Below are 16792 nucleotides of genomic sequence, written 5' to 3'. Positions count from 1 at the left end.
GCGCTGCCCCGCCGCCCCGCGCCCCGCGCCCAGCATTTCGCTGAGAAATCATCTGCCACTCGAGACACCACGTGGCGAATGGTTTCTCACGCGCGCGTTGATGTCTCGCGACGACGTGTCGGGGGCTGCTCGCGCGGATCCCGCCGCAACGTGGCGAGCATCGCCTGCTGGGGATGCGACACACGCCGCACACCCGAGGCATCGAGAGCCCGTGCGAGCGGATCGACCTTCCACGCGTCGGCGAATTGCCATCGCGCCACGGAATGCCCGTGGCGTCGCAGCCGGTCTTCACGCCGCTTCTCATCGGTCAGGCTTTGAGCTGCCTGCTCCGGGTCATCGAGCTGATACTTCTGCCAGCCGTCGGCCTCTCCGATCGTCCGACTCGTCGGGAAGTAGAAGTCGCCGCGGTCCAGTGAGCCTTCGTAGCGGAACTCCTTCTGCAGTTCCGGGGTCTCGAAGCCGCACCATTCGATGACCGCTCGGCTGACGCTCTCTGACGGGGACTCCGCGGCGCCGTCGGCATGCGCGAGGAGCCAGGCGAGGCGTGCGCGACCCCGGCGGTTCTCCTGCTCGCCTGCCCGAATGCGGATGTCATCGAGACTCAGTGGACCGCCCTGGACGGTGGAGATCGCTGCGTCCATGACGGCCAGTGCTCGGGCCGGCGGAAGCGCCCTGGCCAGGTCGACGACGGTATCGAGGATGCCGGTGGTCAGCAAACCGTGCACGCGATCGAACTCGCGCGGATCGTTGCTGGTGTGAACGACGACGTCGCCGAATCGGCGTGATCGGGTGCGATCCGGATCGAAGAGGTGGATGTCGCGGGTCTCACCGAAGCGGGGGAGGCCGTGCACGACACTGGCGGATTCGAATGCGAGGATCGCGTCGGGGTGACTCAGTGCGAAGGCATGCACTCGGACGGCGTACTTCGCCCAGGACGGGAGATTCTCGTACTGCTCACGATCGACGTAGGTGCCCTTGCGCACGCGATGGAGTCTTTGTGGAGAAAGCGGTATTCCGAGCATCCGGCAATCCGCCGGCGTGAGCAGTGCCGACGGAGATGCGAGTACGGCGCGATCGGCGAGGAGCAATGGCATTCCAGCATCCTGCATCGCGCGCACACGAGGAATCCGCGCTATCCACATATTTCCAACGAGGCGCCGAGTTGCTGCAGGTGTGCAGGACAAGACGCCAGGCCGAGACACCATTCGACGGCTGAGACATCACGTGGGGCGTGGTGTCTCAAGCCAATGATGGTTTCTCGGGGACAAGAGGCGGGAGGCCGCTCACAAGAGGGGCATAGGATTACGCGGGAAGATTGGACAGCCCCCTGCCCTGACCCGCTCACAGCGCGGGCCTGAAAGAACGGAAAAGCATGGCCGCTGCTGCCAAGAGCAACACCAACTGGTTCGCGATCGGAATCTCCGCCGCGGTCGTCGTCGTCCTCGTTGCCCTCGGCGCCCTCGTCGTGGTCCTCAACAACCAGGCGACCGCACCCGGAACGGCCCCGAGCAGCGCGATCGTGAACGAGGAGACCGGCGCGATCAGCTTCGGCGAGGGCGAGACAGAGGTCGACACGTTCGTCGACTTCATGTGCCCGATCTGCGGCGACTTCGAGGACACGTACGGCGAGCAGCTCCAGAGCGCCGCAGCCGATGACAAGATCACGCTGAATCTGCACCCGATCTCGATCCTCGACCGCTACTCGCAGAACACCGAGTTCTCGACGCGTGCCGCGAGCGCCGTCTACTGCGTCGCCGCCGAGGCCCCCGACTCCGCTCTCGATTACTTCAACCTGCTCTTCGCCAACCAGCCGGAGGAGAACACCGCCGGTCTGTCGGATGACGAGCTCGCGTCCCTCGCCGATCAGGTCGGTGCCGGCGCGGCTGCTGACTGCATCGCCGACGGCACGTACAAGCGCTTCGTCACCTCGCAGACGAACGACCACGACATCCAGGGCACTCCGACCGTGGAGATCGACGGTGAGCGCATCGAGAACTCCGAGATCGGCGCGCGCTTCGCCCAGATCCTCGGCTGAGCAGATCCTCGGCTGAGCAGATCCTCGGCTGAGCACATCCTCGGCTGGGCAGGGCCGACTCTGAGCGGGCCGTTCCTTCGGGACGGCCCGCTGTTGTCTGCCCGAGTTGCCGCACGGAACCGAAGCGGATAAGATAGAGCGTTGGTGCCTTGCGCCCGGTTTCGGCGTGTCCGTCCGATGCTGGCATCACAATCATCCATCCACCGCAGATCGACCGGTCTGCAGAAGCGTCAGCGAGGCTATGGCTAAGAAAGACGGTGTCATCGAGATCGAGGGCGTCATTTCCGAGGCGTTGCCCAACGCGATGTTCCGCGTTGAGCTCTCCAACGGACACAAGGTGCTCGCCACGATCTCTGGCAAGATGCGGCAGAACTACATCCGCATCATCCCCGAGGACCGCGTAGTCGTGGAGCTCAGCCCCTACGACCTCACCCGCGGCCGCATCGTCTACCGCTACCGCTGATCGGTCGAGAAGTAACGCCCCAGGCTTTCCGCCTGCCCGGTGAAGACAGCGAACAGGAAACACAATGAAGGTCAACCCCAGCGTCAAGCCCATCTGCGATCACTGCAAGGTGATCCGCCGTCACGGCCGCGTCATGGTGATCTGCAAGAGCAACCCGCGCCACAAGCAGCGCCAAGGCTGATCTACCGGATCTGACACACAACTCAATACGAACAGGCAGGATCAAGACGCCGACCCTTCGACAAGCTCAGGGGCCACGGCTGACACCTCGGGACAGAGGCCCGGGTCCACATCCTGCCCCACACCTCTACTCATCCCAGGAGAAACCGCATGGCACGTCTTGCCGGCGTTGACATCCCGCGCGACAAGCGCGTGGTGATCGCCCTTACCTACATCTACGGCGTCGGCCGTACCCGCTCGGTCGAGATCCTCAAGGCCACCGAGATCGACGAGTCGATCCGTGTCAAGGACCTTTCCGACGACCAGCTCATCGCACTCCGCGACTACATCGAAGGCAACTACAAGGTGGAGGGTGACCTGCGCCGCGAGGTCGCCGCAGACATCCGCCGCAAGGTCGAGATCGGCTCCTACGAGGGCATCCGCCACCGTCGTGGCCTTCCGGTCCGCGGTCAGCGCACCAAGACCAACGCCCGCACCCGCAAGGGCCCGAAGCGCACCGTCGCCGGCAAGAAGAAGGCCCGCTAAGCAGCGGCCAGGGAATAGGAGAAAACTTTCATGGCTGCACCTAAGGCCGCCGCGCGCAAGCCGCGCCGCAAAGAGAAGAAGAACATCGCGCTGGGCCAGGCCCACATCAAGTCGACGTTCAACAACACCATCGTCTCGATCACCGACCCGTCCGGCGCCGTCATCAGCTGGGCATCGTCCGGCGGCGTGGGCTTCAAGGGCTCGCGCAAGTCGACCCCGTACGCCGCTGGTATGGCTGCCGAGTCGGCTGCCCGCCAGGCTCAGGAGCACGGCGTCAAGAAGGTCGACGTCTTCGTGAAGGGTCCGGGCTCCGGCCGCGAGACCGCGATCCGCTCGCTCACGGCCGCCGGCCTCGAGGTCGGTTCGATCCAGGACGTGACGCCTCAGGCGCACAACGGCTGCCGTCCGCCGAAGCGTCGCCGCGTCTGATCAGGCTTTGTGTGAGGGATGCTCCGGCATCCCTCACACGCCCGATCGCGGGCACTGACTTCCACAACTCAAGACCTCACCCACCACATGTCATATAGCGGGCATGTGATCGAAAGGAACACAGAGTGCTCATTGCACAGCGTCCCACACTGACCGAGGAAAAGATCGCCGAGAACCGCAGCCGGTTCATCGTCGAGCCGCTCGAGCCCGGCTTCGGCTACACCATCGGAAACGCGCTGCGTCGCAGCCTGCTCTCGTCGATCCCCGGCGCTGCTGTCACCAGCATCCGCATCGATGGTGTCCTGCACGAGTTCAGCACCATCCCCGGCGTGAAGGAGGATGTCACCGAGATCATCCTCAACATCAAGCAGCTGGTCGTCTCGTCCGAGCGCGACGAGCCCATCACCGCTTACCTGCGCAAGACCGGTGCGGGCGAAGTGACCGCCGCTGACATCTCGGCTCCGGCCGGTGTCGAGGTTCACAACCCCGAGCTCGTCATCGCGACGCTCAACGACACCGCCAAGTTCGAGCTCGAGCTCACCATCGAGCGCGGCCGCGGCTACGTGTCGGCGACCCAGAACCGCAACGAGTACGCCGAGGCCGGGCAGATCCCCGTCGACTCGATCTACTCGCCGGTCCTCAAGGTTAGCTACCGCGTCGAGGCGACTCGTGCCGGTGAGCGCACCGACTTCGACAAGCTCATCCTCGATGTCGAGACGAAGAACAGCATCCTCCCGCGGGACGCCGTCGCCTCGGCTGCGAAGACCCTGACCGAGCTGTTCGGCCTCGCACGCGAGCTGAACGTCGAGGCCGAGGGCATCGAGATCGGCCCGGCACCTGTGGAGCCCGTGCTCTCCAGCGAGCTGTCCATGCCGATCGAGGACCTCGACCTGTCGGTCCGCTCCTACAACTGCCTCAAGCGCGAGGGCATCAACACGGTGTCCGAGCTCGTGGCGCTGTCGGAGACGCAGCTCATGAACATCCGCAACTTCGGCCAGAAGTCGGTCGACGAGGTGCGCGACAAGCTCATCTCGCTCGGTCTGTCGCTCAAGGATTCGGTGCCCGGTTTCGACGGCGCCCACTTCTACGGCGCAGGCGAAGACGAGTCCTTCTGACCTTCCCGAATATCTGACCAGGAGTTAGACGAATATGCCTAAGCCCAACAAGGGACCCCGCCTCGGAGGCGGCCCCGCCCACGAGCGCCTGCTGCTTGCCAACCTCGCATCGGCGCTGTTCCTCCACAGGTCGATCAAGACGACCGAGACCAAGGCCAAGCGCCTGCGTCCGCTCGCTGAGCGCATGGTCACGTTCGCGAAGCGCGGCGACCTGCACGCTCGTCGCCGGGTGCTCTCGATCCTCGGCAACAAGGAGGCCGTCCACGTCCTCTTCGCCGAGATCGCGCCGCTGGTCGCCGAGCGTGAGGGCGGCTACACCCGCATCACGAAGGTCGGCAACCGCAAGGGCGACAACGCCCCCATGGCCGTGATCGAGCTCGTCCTCGAGCCCGTCGCCCCCAAGGCGAAGAAGGCCGCCCCGAAGGCTGAGAAGCCCGCCAAGGCCGCCCCCAAGGCCGAGTCAGCTGACGCCGGTGCCGAGTCGCAGGAGGAGGGCGCAGCCGCTGAGGCCGTGGCCGCCGCTGCACTCGTCGACGGTGAGTTCGGTGCGGACTCCGCTCCCGCGAACGAGGACGGCTCCGCCCCCGAGGGCTTCGACATCAAGGGCAACAAGGACTCCATGAAGTTCCACCGCCCCGATGGCCAGTGGTACGAGCAGACCGTCGCCGAGGTGTGGTTCCGCACCGCTGAGGCTGCCCAGGCTGCAGGCTTCACCGAGGCCGGCGAGTAATTCACCGCGCAGAAGGCCCGCCCATCCCGATCAGGGATGGGCGGGCCTTCTCGCGTACTCGGCGAGTCCACGCCGGCGCCGTCGACGCGGGGGAGGATGCTGCCCGCGCTAGGCTTGCGCGAGTGAGTGAAATCCAGGATGCAAGGGTCCGCGGCCCCCGCGCGTACCTGACCTTCATCATCATCGGCCTGATCGCCGGCCTGCTCTCCGGACTCTTCGGAGTCGGTGGCGGCACCGTCATCGTCCCGTTGCTCGTGCTGATGCTGCACTTCGACCAGCGCCTGGCCGCCGGCACCTCACTCGCGGCGATCGTGCCGACGGCCAGCGTCGGCGTTATCTCGTACGCGGTCAGTGGTTCTGTTGCCTGGATCCCCGCCCTCATCCTCGCCGTCGGCGCCGTCATCGGCGCGCAGATCGGCACGCGCCTGCTCCCTCGGATCTCGCAGAGCGCCCTCCGATGGGGCTTCGTCGGATTCCTCGTCGTCGTGATCGTCAGCCTGTTCCTGGTGATCCCGTCGCGCGATGCCGTGTTCGAACTCGGCTGGATCAACGGCGCAGCGCTCGCGATCGTCGGCGTCGGCACAGGGATCATCGCCGGGCTGATCGGCGTCGGCGGCGGCGTCATCGTCGTTCCCGTCCTGATGCTCGCCTTCGGCACCAGCGATCTCGAGGCGAAGGGGACGTCACTGCTCATGATGATCCCCACAGCGATCTCCGGGACGATCGGCAACCTCCGCCACCGCAACGTCGACCTGCTCGCAGCCGGCATCATCGGTGTCTCCGCGTGCACGATGACGGCGCTCGGCGCGTGGCTCGCCACCCTGATCGACCCGTTCCTCGGAAACATGCTCTTCGCCGCGTACCTGGCGTTCATCGCCGTGCAGATGGCGATCAAGGCGCTGCGCGCTCGGCGCCGCTGAGCCCCGCACCTTTCACGGCCGCCCGCAGAGACCTCCGCGGCATCCGCTCGGTAGACTCGTCTGGTGCCTGTGAACAACGAACTGATCGGCTGGGAGTTCCCGCCGACACCGCCGTACCTGGTCGGCCGCGAGAAGGTGCGCGAGTTCGCCCGCGCCGTCTTCGCCGACGCTCCGCTGCACACCGACGTCGAGGCCGCGCGCGCCCTCGGCCACGCTGATGTCGTGGCGCCTCCGACCTTCGCGATGGTCATCCAGGACCTCACGCTCCAGCAGCTTCTCGCCGAGCCGGACTCCGGCATCGTGCTGGCTCGTACCATCCATGCCGAGCAGAAGTTCAGCTACTCGAAGCCGATCGTCGCCGGTGACGAGCTCACCGGGCAGCTGAAGGTCACCGGCATCCGCATGATGGCGGGAAACGCGATGATCACCAGCGAAACCGAGATCACGGATGCCGCGGGTGACCACGTCGTCACCGCGACGAGCGTCCTGCTCGTCGGCTCCGACGATGAGGAGGCAGCGGCATGACGTACGAAGTCGGAGACGTGATCGCCGAGCGCACCGTCCACCTCACCCGCGAGTCCCTCGTCCGTTACGCGGGTGCATCGGGCGACTTCAACCCGATCCATTACCGCGACGACATCGCGGCATCCGTCGGTCTGCCGGGCGTCCTCGCCCACGGGATGCTGACGATGGGTCTCGCATCGTCCGTCGTCGTCGCCGCTCTCGACGCCGACGCGAAGATCACCGAGTACGGAGTGCGGTTCACGCGACCCGTCGTCGTCGACCCCGAGAACGGCGCCGACGTCTCGGTGCTCGCCAAGGTCGGCGCTGTCGATGACGCCTCTGCGCGCATCGACCTCATTGTGAAGCACGCCGACACGACCGTGCTCGTCAAGGCGCAGCTGCGCGTCGCGCTCTGAGAAGCGGCCGAGACCCGATGGCAGAGATCACCCCGATTCCGCTCGCTGAGCTCACGACCCTGCGCACCGGTGCCGCCCCGGAGCGGATGCTGGAGGCGACGACCACCGACGAGCTCGTCGACGCGCTGCGCGAGGTGTGGTCGCGCTACGAGGAGTGGTTCGTCCTCGGGGGAGGGTCGAACCTGTTCGTCGGCGACGAGCCCTTCGACGGCACGGTCATCCGCGTCCTCACTACGGGCATCGAGCGCCTCCCGTCCCCGCACGCGGGCCGCGTCCGGGTGCGGGTGCAGGCGGGGCACGACTGGGACGACCTCGTCGCGTACACCGTCGAGCACGGGCTCGCCGGGATCGAGGCGATGAGCGGCATCCCCGGAACCGTGGGCGCGGCTCCGGTGCAGAACGTCGGCGCCTACGGCCAGGAGATCCAGGAGACGCTCGTCGAGGTCGAGCTGATCGACGAGTCCACCGGCGAGGTGTCGACGGCGCCGGCATCCGAGCTGGGGCTGGGATTCCGGACCTCCGTGCTCAAGCACCACTACGGGGGAGCGCCGATCCGGCGGGCCGTCATCCTGTCGGTCACCCTCGATCTCGCCGAGGTCGGCGAGACGGGGCGCGCGATCGGCGGCGACCAGCTGCGTCGCGCGCTCGGAATCACCGGTGACGAGACCGTTCCGCTCGCCCGGGTGCGCGAACAGATCCTCGCGATCCGCGCGGCCAAGGGCATGCTCCTCGACCCCCACGATCCGGACACGAGCAGCGCAGGTTCGTTCTTCCAGAACCTCATCGTCCCCGAGGTCGTCGCCGCGCAGCTGCCTTCCGCGTGCCCGCGCTGGCAGGTAGCACCTGACCTGGATGCCGCGACCGTGATCCCGCTCGAATCGTTCGACGGCTACGTCCCGCCGACGCAGACCGTGCGCCCCGAAGTGAAGGTCAGCGCCGCGTGGCTCATCGAGAACTCCGGCATCACGAAGGGCTTCCGCTTGCCGCGGTCGCGCGCCGGGATCTCGACGAAACACGCTCTGGCGCTCACCAACCGCGGTCATGCGACAGGGGCGGAACTCGCCGAACTCGCGCGCTACATCCAGGCGCGGGTGCACTCCGAGTTCGGGCTGCTGCTGCAACCGGAGCCCGTCCTGGTGGGTGTCGAACTCTGAACTGAGACCGCTGGGTCTACACTCGCGGGATGAGTGGACTCGTGCCGTACCTCTTCTTCCCCGGCAACGCAGCCGAGGCGCTGACCTTCTATCGCGATGTGTTCGGCGGTGAGATGGAGCTGTTCACGTACGAGCAGTTCGGTCGCACCGACGGACCGGGCGATGCGATAGCGCACGGCCTGGTGCGCGGCGCCGTCGAGATCTTCGGCTCGGATGCCGCGGGGGATCAGGATGCCGTGCAGATCTCCGGCGCGACCTTCTCGCTGCTCGGAACCGCGGATGCCGCGACGCTGCAGCGGTGGTTCGCCGCGCTCGGCGACGGCGGCACGATCACCGACCCGCTTCAGAAGCGCCCGTGGGGCGACTACGACGGGCAGGTCACCGACCGTTACGGCGTCCACTGGCTGATCGGCTACCAGGAGGAGTGACGCCTCGCGTTCTGCGGGCTACGCGAACAGCTTCTGCAGGCGCTGGATGCCCTCGAGCAGCTGGTCGTCGCCGAGTGCGTACGACAGGCGCAGGTATCCGGACGGGCCGAACGCCTCGCCGGGCACCACAGCGACCTCGGCCTCGTCGAGGATGAGGTCGGCGAGTTCCAGCGACGTGGTGGGGGTCTTGCCCGCCCACGTGCGACCGAGCAGACCCTGCACGTCGGGGTAGACGTAGAACGCTCCGAGCGGGTTCGGCACACGGACCCCGTCGATCTTCGAGAGCTCGGACACGATGAGCTTCCGACGACGATCGAACGCATCGCGGAACGCGAGCGCCTCGGTCTGCGGGCCGTTGAGCGCCGCGATCGCCGCGCGCTGGGCGACGTTGTTCACGTTGCTCGTCAGGTGCGACTGCAGGTTTCCGGCGACCTTGATCGCGTCCGCGGGGCCGACCATCCAGCCCACGCGCCAACCGGTCATCGCGTAGGTCTTGGCGACGCCGTTGACGAGGATCGTCTGGCCGGCGGCATCCGGGACCGCCTCGACGATCGACGTCGCCTTCACGCCTTCGTAGGTGAGGTTCTGGTAGATCTCATCCGAGATGATCCAGATGCCGTGCTCGACCGCCCACTCGCCGATGGCCGTGGTCTCCTCGGTCGTGTAGACCGAGCCGGTCGGGTTCGACGGCGAGACGAACACCAGCACGGTGGTCCGTTCGGTGCGAGCGGCCTCGAGCTGCTCGACCGTGACCTTGTAGTCCTGATCGGCACCGGCGAAGACCTCGACCGGGATGCCGTCGGCCAGACGGATCGCCTCGGGATAGGTCGTCCAGTACGGAGCGGGCAGCAGCACCTCATCGCCCGGGTTCACGACAGCCTGGAAGGCCTGATAAACCGACTGCTTGCCGCCGTTGGTAACGATCACCTGGCTGGGGGAAACCTCGAGCCCTGAGTCGCGCAGGGTCTTCGCCGCGATTGCCTCGCGCAGCGCCGGCAGGCCGGGGGCCGGGGTGTAGCGGTAGTTCGCCGGGTCGGCGAGGGCCTCTGCTGCGGCATCCACGATGAACTGCGGCGTCGCGAAATCGGGTTCGCCGGCTGCGTAAGAGATGACGGGCTTGCCCTCGGCCTTGAGCGCCTTGGCCTTGGCATCGACCTTGAGCGTCGCCGATTCGGCGATGGCGGACAGCTTGCGGGAGAGAGGAGCGCGTTCGGTCACACCTCAGATGGTACTCGGCTGCGTCCGCGGCCGTCGGGCTCAGGCGCCGTATGACGAGGGGAGCGCGCAGTAGTCGGCGAATCGCCTGGTCGGATTCGCCGGGTCGGTGACGTCGACGAGGGCGGATGCCGCGCTGTGCGGCTGCTCGTCTCCGGCCAGTTGCCACAGCAGGTAGTTCCACAGGCCCCTGACGCTCTGACTCATGAGATCGGCGGGTCCGGACACGATGACGATGCGATCGGTCTGCGGGTCGGCGCGGAACGGAGCGATGACCTCATCCCGGAGCCTCTGCTCGTCGCCGTCGGCGGTGTGCATCCGCTCGACCGTCTGGTCGGCGGCGATCAGCGCGGCTGCCAGGTCGTCGGCCGCACTGCGGGAGCGCTCGGCATCCTCTCCGGCCACCGCGAGGAGGCGCGCTCCTCGCTTGTAGAGATGCAGGAACTCCGCGGCGATGTCATCCCAGACCGTGCTCATGCGCCCAGGGTACGCCCGTCGGAGGTCATGCGGCCCTGGTTGTGAGACTGAGTTCCAGTTACACTGGTTCTCAGTCTCGCAACACCTGATCAGGAGTGAACGATGAGCGCTGCCACCCCCTACATCCCGCCGACCGCGGACTACGCCTTCCTCTACCGGGAGGCGTTCGGCCGCGACATCGTCGCCGAGGCATCCGGCGGAGCGATCACCGCCGACGACGCCGTCGAGATCATCGCGGGTGCCGGCGAGTTCGGAGCCTCGGTGCTCGCTCCGCTCGACCGGCAGGGCGACCAGGTCGGCGCGCGCCTCGAGAACGGCCAGGTGCACCTGCCCGACGGCTTCGCCGAGGCGTACCAGGCGCTCGTCGAATCGGGATGGGTGAGTGCGACCGCCCCGGAGTCCGCCGGAGGCGACGGTCTCCCTGAGTCGGTCGGCGCCGGCCTCGGCGAGGTCTGGAACGCCTCCAACATGGCCTTCGCGCTGTGCTGGATGCTGGGTGCCGGAGCCATCCACGCGCTCGACGCCGCGGCATCCGATGAATTGCGCGAGACCTACCTCACCAAACTCGTCAGCGGCGAGTGGACCGGCACGATGAACCTCACCGAGCCCGAGGCCGGCACCGACCTCGGCGCGATCCGCACCACCGCCACGCCGCGAGAAGACGGCACCTACGCGATCAGCGGCCAGAAGATCTTCATCACCTGGGGCGACCACGACATCGCCGAGAACATCGTCCACCTCGTCCTCGCGCGCACCCCCGGTGCGCCGGAAGGCGCCAAGGGCCTCTCGCTCTTCGTCGCGCCGCGCGTACTCGTGAACGCCGATGGCTCGCTCGGAGACCGCAACGGCATCGAGACCATCGCGATCGAGCACAAGCTCGGCATCCACGCCAGCCCCACGTGCGTGCTGTCGTACGACGACGCCACCGGCTACCTCGTCGGCGAGCTGCACGGCGGCCTCGCGGGGATGTTCGTCATGATGAACTCGGCTCGGGTGGGCATGGGGCACCAGGCGACCGGCATCTCGGATCGGGCGCTCCAGGGCGCGGCTGCCTACGCGGCCGGTCGGCTCCAGGGACCGGTCCAGGGCCGCCCCGCCGGGACGCCGATCGCCGAGCACCCGGATGTGCGTCGTATCCTGCGGTCCATGTCGAGCCGGGTGTTCGCGATGCGGGCGCTCGCCGTCCACGTCGGCGACCTGTTCGATCGTGCAGGCGATGACGATGCCACTCTGGCGATGGCCGAGCTTTTCGTCCCGATCTTCAAGGGATGGGCGAGCGAAGAGGCGCTGCGCGTCACCAGCGACGGCATCCAGGTGTACGGGGGCATGGGCTTCGTCGAGGAGACCGGCGCTGCCCAGCACTACCGAGACTCGCGCATCATCCCCATCTACGAGGGCACGACGGCGATCCAGTCGAACGATCTGATCGGTCGCAAGGTGCTGCGCGACCAGGGAGGGACGGTGAGCGCGCTGTTCGCACAGATCGACGCGACGGTCGCAGCATTGCGCGCGGCAGGTGGCGAGGTCGCCGTCCGTGTCGCGGACCGGCTCGGTCGAGCGGTGGATGCCGCACGCACCGCCACCGACGCCCTCCTGGGCTTCGGGGCCGGGCGCGATGCCTCTGCCGTCAGCGTCCCGTATCTCATGCTGCTCGGCACGCTCGTCGGCGGCTGGATGCACGCGCTCGCCGTCGTCGCCGTCGTCGCACACCAGACGCCGCGCGACGAGGATGCCGCGCGCCTCACCGACGCCGACTTCTACGCAGCCCACCACCTGGTCCGCGTGCACGCGCTGGCCGAGACGGTGACGGCGGGCGAGATCGACTGACCGGCGGCGAGAGGCTGCCATTGCCGCCGCCATCGTGAGCTTGCCCAGCGATCAGCCGATGAGGCCCACAGGAACGATGAACGACATCACGAACAGGCAGGCCAGCGCGGCCGGGTAAAGGTAGCACGCCGCGGCGAGGATGATCGCCGCGATGCCCAGAGGCTTGGGCAGCCGCTCGCTCAGCGTAAGCGGTCGGGGCAGGCTGCCCAGCAGAATCAGACTGGCGACGGCCGGGACGCTCCAATAGGGAGCGACGTTCCACAGCAGCATCCGGAACGGATCCATGCCGTCGGACCCGTCGAGCGAGAGGAATCTGCGGTCGAAGATCTCGAAGGCCAATGTCGTCGCCGCGGCGCCGATGGCGAGACAGCTGAGGATCATCGAGACGTTGCGTCGGATGCGTACTTCGCGACTGTTCGGCACGCGTCCGAGCGGTACCGCAGTGAGGACGTCCGGTGCTGGGGGGATCGACATCCGGCGAGCGTAGCGCCGGGCATGGCTACCGCTCGCGAGTTATCCACAACGAGCGACGGGAGAAGGATGTCCCCGCTCCGGCGTGATCCAGAGCGGGGAAATCCTTCTCCCGTCACGGAGCGAGCCTGCTTCGGGGTCAGTCCTCCTCGACCAGGAACTTCGAGTAGGCCGACAGCGTGAGGAACGCCGGGAACTCCGTGCCCAGCGACACCTCGCGGAAGATCTCGGCGGCATCGTCGAAACGGTCGCCCACCGACCGCGTGGTCTGCGCCAGCACCTCGGCGATCAGCCCCTCGATGTACTCCGGGGTGATGCGGGTACCGTCGTCGGTCGAGCGGTCCTGGTGGATCCACTGCCACACCTGCGAACGCGAGATCTCCGCGGTCGCGGCATCCTCCATCAGGTTGTCGATGGCGACGGCGCCGAGACCCCGCAGCCACGCCTCGATGTAGCGGATCGCCACGGAGACGTTGTCGCGCACGCCCTGTGCGGTGATCGGTCGCCCGATGCGCAGGTCGAGCAGCTGCTCGGCCGTCACACGGACGTCCTCGCGCTGCCGGTCGATCTGGTTCGGCCGGTCGCCGAGCACGGCGTCGAACTCCGCCTGAGCCGTCGGGATCAGGTCGGGATGCGCGACCCAGGTGCCGTCGAAGCCGTCGCCGGCCTCGCGCTTCTTGTCGGCGGAGACCTTCTCGATCGCGCTCGCGGTCACCTCGGGGTCGCGTCGGTTCGGGATGAACGCGCTCATGCCGCCGATCGCGAAAGCGCCACGCTTGTGGCAGGTCTGCACCAGCAGCTCGGTGTACGCGCGCATGAACGGTACGGTCATCGTGATCTCGCTGCGGTCGGGGAGTACGAAGCGTGCGCCGCGACCGCGGTAGTTCTTGATGATCGAGAAGATGTAGTCCCAGCGTCCGGCGTTGAGCCCTGCGCAGTGGTCGCGCAGCTCGTAGAGGATCTCATCCATCTCGAACGCCGCGGGCAGCGTCTCGATGAGCACCGTCGCGCGGATCGTGCCGTGCTCGATTCCGACGTACTCCTCGGCGAACGTGAACACGTCATCCCAGAGCTTCGCCTCTTCGCTGGACTCGAGCTTGGCGATGTAGAAGTACGGGCCGCGGCCCGCCTCGATCAGCTCCTTCGCGTTGTGGAAGAAGTACAGGCCGAAGTCGATCAGCGATCCGGATGCCGCCATGCTGCGGCCCGTGCGATCGATGAAGGTGAGGTGCTTCTCGACCAGGTGCCAGCCGCGCGGACGCATCACGATGGTCGGCGTCTGCTCGGCGGTGACCTCGTAGGTCTTGCCCTGATCGTTGGTGAAGCTGAGCTCGCCTCTGATGGCGTCGCGCAGCGACAGCTGGCCGCCGATGACGTTGTTCCAGGTCGGGCTGGTGGCGTCCTCCTGGTCGGCGAGCCACACCTTCGCTCCGGAGTTCAGCGCGTTGATCGTCATCTTCGGGTCGGTGGGGCCGGTGATCTCCACACGGCGGTCCTCGAGTCCAGGGCCGGCACCGGCGACGCGCCAGTCGGCGTCCTCGCGGATGTGCTTGGTGTCGTCTCGGAAGTGCGGGTCGTGCCCGCTGCCGATCTCGAAGCGCCGACGCAGGCGGTCGGCCATCCGATCGTGACGGCGGTGCGCGAAGCGGTGGTGCAGCTCGGTGAGGAACGCGAGCGCGTCGGGCGTCAGGATCTCGTCGAACCGATCGCGGATCGGACCGGTGACCGTGAGGGTCGGCCCCTGCTGGATCGTCTGCGTGGGCTCGGTCGTCGGGCCGGCGGTGGTCGGGGGAGCGGTGGGAGTGGTCATGATCGTGGTCCTTTGCGAGTGTCTGTGTCGAGAATGGGGCGGGTCTGCCTCGCGATATGACTGGCTTGACACCCACTCTGAGTGAAGATCAGCACCGCCACTGGACATTTTCGGGGTGAAGAATTCTCAATATTCTGCTTTCGTGACAGAATCGGCCGCATGACCGCCGTTGACGCCGCAGAAGACACCGACGCCCTCACGATCGGTCGTCGCATCCGCCAGCTCCGAACGTCGCGGGGGATGACGCTCGACGATCTCGCCACAGCCGTCGACCGGGCCCCGAGCCAGCTGTCGATGATCGAGACGGGCAAGCGCGAGCCGAAGCTCACGCAGCTGCAGGCCATCGCGCGCGCCCTCGGAGTCACGATCGACGCTCTGCTCGAGGGCGAGCCGCTCGACGAGCGCAGCGCCGCCGAGATCGCGCTCGAGCGCGCGATGAAGGGGCAGACGTTCCAGGCCCTCGGGATCGAGCCGTTCCGCATCTCCAAGACGATGCCGACGGATGCGCTCAAGGCACTGCTCGCGCTGCACGGCGAGATCGATCGCCTGAAGGACGAGCGCGCGGCGACCCCGGAAGAAGCGCGCCGCGCGAACGTCGAGCTGCGCCACCTCATGCGCAGCCAGGACAACCACTTCGAGGACCTCGAGAAGAAGGCCGCCGAGATCCTCGCCGCGGTCGGGCACCCCGGGGGCCCGCTGACCCAGCGCACGGCATCCGAGATCGCCGCCTATCTGGGGTTCACGCTGCACTACGCCCCAGACCTGCCGCAGACGACGCGCAGCGTCGCCGACCTCGCCAACGGGCGGCTGTATCTCTCGAGCAGCATCCCGGCCAAGGGCGATGCGCGAACCGCCGTCCTCCAGGCGCTGTCGAGCCGCATGCTCGGGCACGCCGAACCGCACAGCTACGCCGAGTTCCTTCGTCAGCGCGTCGAGACGAACTACCTCACCGGGGCCCTGCTCATCCCCGAGGCCCACGTGGTGCCGACCCTCAAGGCCGCGAAGGACCGCCGGGCGATCTCGATCGAGGACCTGCGCGACGCCTACTCGGTCTCGTACGAGACGGCGGCGCACCGCTTCACGAACCTCGCCACCCGGCACCTCGACATTCCCGTGCACTTCCTCAAGGTGCACGAGTCGGGCACGATCACGAAGGCGTACGAGAATGACGACGTGAACTTCCCGACAGACCGTCTGGGTTCCATCGAGGGGCAGATGTGCTGCCGCCGCTGGACGAGCCGGGTCGTCTTCGATGAGGACGACCGCTTCAACCCGTACTACCAGTACACCGACACCGGCAACGGGACGTACTGGTGCACGGCTCGCGTCGAGGCATCCAGCGAAGGTCTGCACTCGGTGAGCGTCGGCGTGCGCTTCGACGACACGAAGTGGTTCGTCGGGCGCGACACGACACACCGCGGCGTCTCGAAGCATTCCGTCGAGGTGTGCTGCCGCCGCGCGCCCGCAGACTTGGAGGAGCGCTGGCGCGAGCAGTCCTGGCCGAACGTCAAGACCCCGCGCACTCTGCTCGCCACGCTGCCCACCGGATCGTTCCCGGGTGTCGACACCACCGACGTGTACGAGTTCCTCGAGGCGCACGCGCCGCGCTGAGGCGGTATCAGCGGTCGGTTCGCGACGGTCGGACCATGAACACGTCGATCTCGTCCTCGGATGCCGGTTCGAATCCGTGACGTTCATAAAGGCGTCGCGCCGGACTGCCCTGCAGCACGTTCAGACGGAACGTGTCTGGTGCGTCGAGAACGGATGCGAGGATGCCGCTTCCGATGCCGTGCCCCTGCAGCGCGGCATCCAGGTAGAAGTGCTCGAGCCAGATCCCGTCATCGGCGGGCCGGAGTGCGATCGATCCCGCCTCTCGACCGTCGACCACGATCACGTGGGTCACCGCCGGGTCGAACGCCGCGCGGAATCGGTGCCGAACCCGCACCGGATCGAAGCGCCCGAGTCGCTCGAGATCGGCGCGCAGAACGACGGCACGCAGCTCGGCGATCCACTCCGCGTCGGCGACGACGCTCGGGCGGAGGATCCAACTCACGTGCGCAACCCTAGCCTCGCGACCTGCCCCACCAGCCGCG

The 16792-nt window shown here is 67.3% G+C and carries 20 protein-coding genes; 14 read left to right on the top strand and 6 right to left on the bottom strand.

Going from position 1 to position 16792, the window contains the following annotated elements:
* Nucleotides 1–86 precede the first annotated feature (86 nt).
* A complete protein-coding gene (locus LQZ87_RS14740; protein WP_230104197.1) occupies nucleotides 87–983 on the bottom strand; it encodes a hypothetical protein in 897 nt (298 codons plus the stop codon).
* A gap of 389 nt (nucleotides 984–1372) precedes the next feature.
* Here LQZ87_RS14740 and LQZ87_RS14735 point away from each other — a divergent pair, with 389 nt between their 5' ends.
* The 12 genes from LQZ87_RS14735 to LQZ87_RS14680 all read left to right on the top strand — a co-directional run bounded on the left by LQZ87_RS14735 (nucleotide 1373) and on the right by LQZ87_RS14680 (nucleotide 8899).
* Entirely contained in the window at nucleotides 1373–2035 is a 663-nt protein-coding gene (locus LQZ87_RS14735; RefSeq protein ID WP_230104196.1) for a thioredoxin domain-containing protein, read from the top strand.
* A gap of 241 nt (nucleotides 2036–2276) precedes the next feature.
* The gene (gene infA / locus LQZ87_RS14730; protein ID WP_017201569.1) at nucleotides 2277–2498 is read left to right on the top strand and encodes a translation initiation factor IF-1; all 222 of its coding nucleotides are present in this window, start codon (nucleotides 2277–2279) and stop codon (nucleotides 2496–2498) included.
* Nucleotides 2499–2562: 64 nt separating this feature from the next.
* A complete protein-coding gene (gene rpmJ, locus LQZ87_RS14725; protein ID WP_005050492.1) occupies nucleotides 2563–2679 on the top strand; it encodes a 50S ribosomal protein L36 in 117 nt (38 codons plus the stop codon).
* A gap of 149 nt (nucleotides 2680–2828) precedes the next feature.
* Complete coding sequence (rpsM, locus tag LQZ87_RS14720) at nucleotides 2829–3203, top strand: 30S ribosomal protein S13 (protein WP_047524098.1); 375 nt, start codon at nucleotides 2829–2831, stop codon at nucleotides 3201–3203.
* 30 nt (nucleotides 3204–3233) lie between these two features.
* Entirely contained in the window at nucleotides 3234–3632 is a 399-nt protein-coding gene (rpsK, locus tag LQZ87_RS14715) for a 30S ribosomal protein S11 (protein ID WP_033106075.1), read from the top strand.
* A gap of 125 nt (nucleotides 3633–3757) precedes the next feature.
* Entirely contained in the window at nucleotides 3758–4747 is a 990-nt protein-coding gene (locus tag LQZ87_RS14710; RefSeq protein ID WP_230104195.1) for a DNA-directed RNA polymerase subunit alpha, read from the top strand.
* Between the two features lie 34 nt (nucleotides 4748–4781).
* Nucleotides 4782–5477 (top strand): 50S ribosomal protein L17, encoded by a 696-nt coding sequence (gene rplQ, locus LQZ87_RS14705; protein WP_230104194.1) that lies wholly within the window; start codon nucleotides 4782–4784, stop codon nucleotides 5475–5477.
* 122 nt (nucleotides 5478–5599) lie between these two features.
* Entirely contained in the window at nucleotides 5600–6397 is a 798-nt protein-coding gene (locus LQZ87_RS14700) for a sulfite exporter TauE/SafE family protein (RefSeq protein WP_230104193.1), read from the top strand.
* A 63-nt stretch (nucleotides 6398–6460) separates the two neighbouring features.
* Nucleotides 6461–6922 carry a MaoC family dehydratase N-terminal domain-containing protein gene (locus LQZ87_RS14695; RefSeq protein WP_230104192.1) on the top strand — a complete coding sequence of 154 codons (462 nt, stop codon included), beginning with the start codon at nucleotides 6461–6463 and terminating at the stop codon, nucleotides 6920–6922.
* Entirely contained in the window at nucleotides 6919–7317 is a 399-nt protein-coding gene (locus tag LQZ87_RS14690) for a MaoC/PaaZ C-terminal domain-containing protein (protein ID WP_230104191.1), read from the top strand. Before LQZ87_RS14695 ends, LQZ87_RS14690 begins: the two co-directional genes overlap by 4 nt.
* A 17-nt stretch (nucleotides 7318–7334) precedes the next feature.
* A complete protein-coding gene (locus tag LQZ87_RS14685) occupies nucleotides 7335–8471 on the top strand; it encodes a UDP-N-acetylmuramate dehydrogenase (RefSeq protein WP_230104190.1) in 1137 nt (378 codons plus the stop codon).
* A gap of 29 nt (nucleotides 8472–8500) precedes the next feature.
* Complete coding sequence (locus LQZ87_RS14680; protein WP_230104189.1) at nucleotides 8501–8899, top strand: VOC family protein; 399 nt, start codon at nucleotides 8501–8503, stop codon at nucleotides 8897–8899.
* Between the two features lie 18 nt (nucleotides 8900–8917).
* On the opposite strand, the gene LQZ87_RS14675 is transcribed toward LQZ87_RS14680, so the two are convergent.
* Nucleotides 8918–10117, bottom strand: a complete 1200-nt coding sequence (locus tag LQZ87_RS14675) for a pyridoxal phosphate-dependent aminotransferase (RefSeq protein WP_230104188.1) — start codon at nucleotides 10115–10117, stop codon at nucleotides 8918–8920.
* A gap of 39 nt (nucleotides 10118–10156) precedes the next feature.
* On the bottom strand, nucleotides 10157–10591 hold the full coding sequence (locus LQZ87_RS14670; protein WP_230104187.1) for a hypothetical protein: 435 nt from the start codon (nucleotides 10589–10591) through the stop codon (nucleotides 10157–10159).
* Nucleotides 10592–10693: 102 nt separating this feature from the next.
* On the opposite strand from LQZ87_RS14670, the gene LQZ87_RS14665 reads away from it, so the two are divergent.
* Nucleotides 10694–12418 carry an acyl-CoA dehydrogenase gene (locus tag LQZ87_RS14665; protein ID WP_230104186.1) on the top strand — a complete coding sequence of 575 codons (1725 nt, stop codon included), beginning with the start codon at nucleotides 10694–10696 and terminating at the stop codon, nucleotides 12416–12418.
* A 51-nt stretch (nucleotides 12419–12469) separates the two neighbouring features.
* Here LQZ87_RS14665 and LQZ87_RS14660 read toward each other — a convergent pair whose 3' ends face one another.
* Together LQZ87_RS14660 and aceB are read right to left on the bottom strand one after the other, a co-directional pair.
* A complete protein-coding gene (locus LQZ87_RS14660; RefSeq protein WP_230104185.1) occupies nucleotides 12470–12892 on the bottom strand; it encodes a hypothetical protein in 423 nt (140 codons plus the stop codon).
* Nucleotides 12893–13028: 136 nt separating this feature from the next.
* Nucleotides 13029–14699, bottom strand: coding sequence for a malate synthase A (aceB, locus tag LQZ87_RS14655; RefSeq protein ID WP_230104184.1), 1671 nt, complete (start codon nucleotides 14697–14699; stop codon nucleotides 13029–13031).
* A gap of 159 nt (nucleotides 14700–14858) precedes the next feature.
* Between aceB and LQZ87_RS14650 the strand changes: the two genes are divergently transcribed.
* Nucleotides 14859–16310, top strand: coding sequence for a helix-turn-helix domain-containing protein (locus LQZ87_RS14650; protein WP_230104183.1), 1452 nt, complete (start codon nucleotides 14859–14861; stop codon nucleotides 16308–16310).
* A 7-nt stretch (nucleotides 16311–16317) separates the two neighbouring features.
* On the opposite strand, the gene LQZ87_RS14645 is transcribed toward LQZ87_RS14650, so the two are convergent.
* Nucleotides 16318–16752, bottom strand: coding sequence for a GNAT family N-acetyltransferase (locus tag LQZ87_RS14645; RefSeq protein WP_230104182.1), 435 nt, complete (start codon nucleotides 16750–16752; stop codon nucleotides 16318–16320).
* Nucleotides 16753–16792 lie beyond the last annotated feature (40 nt).

The organism is Microbacterium sp. Bi121 (genome assembly GCF_918698005.1).
Lineage (GTDB): Bacteria > Actinomycetota > Actinomycetes > Actinomycetales > Microbacteriaceae > Microbacterium.
This window is presented reverse-complemented; position numbering and strand designations above follow the sequence as displayed.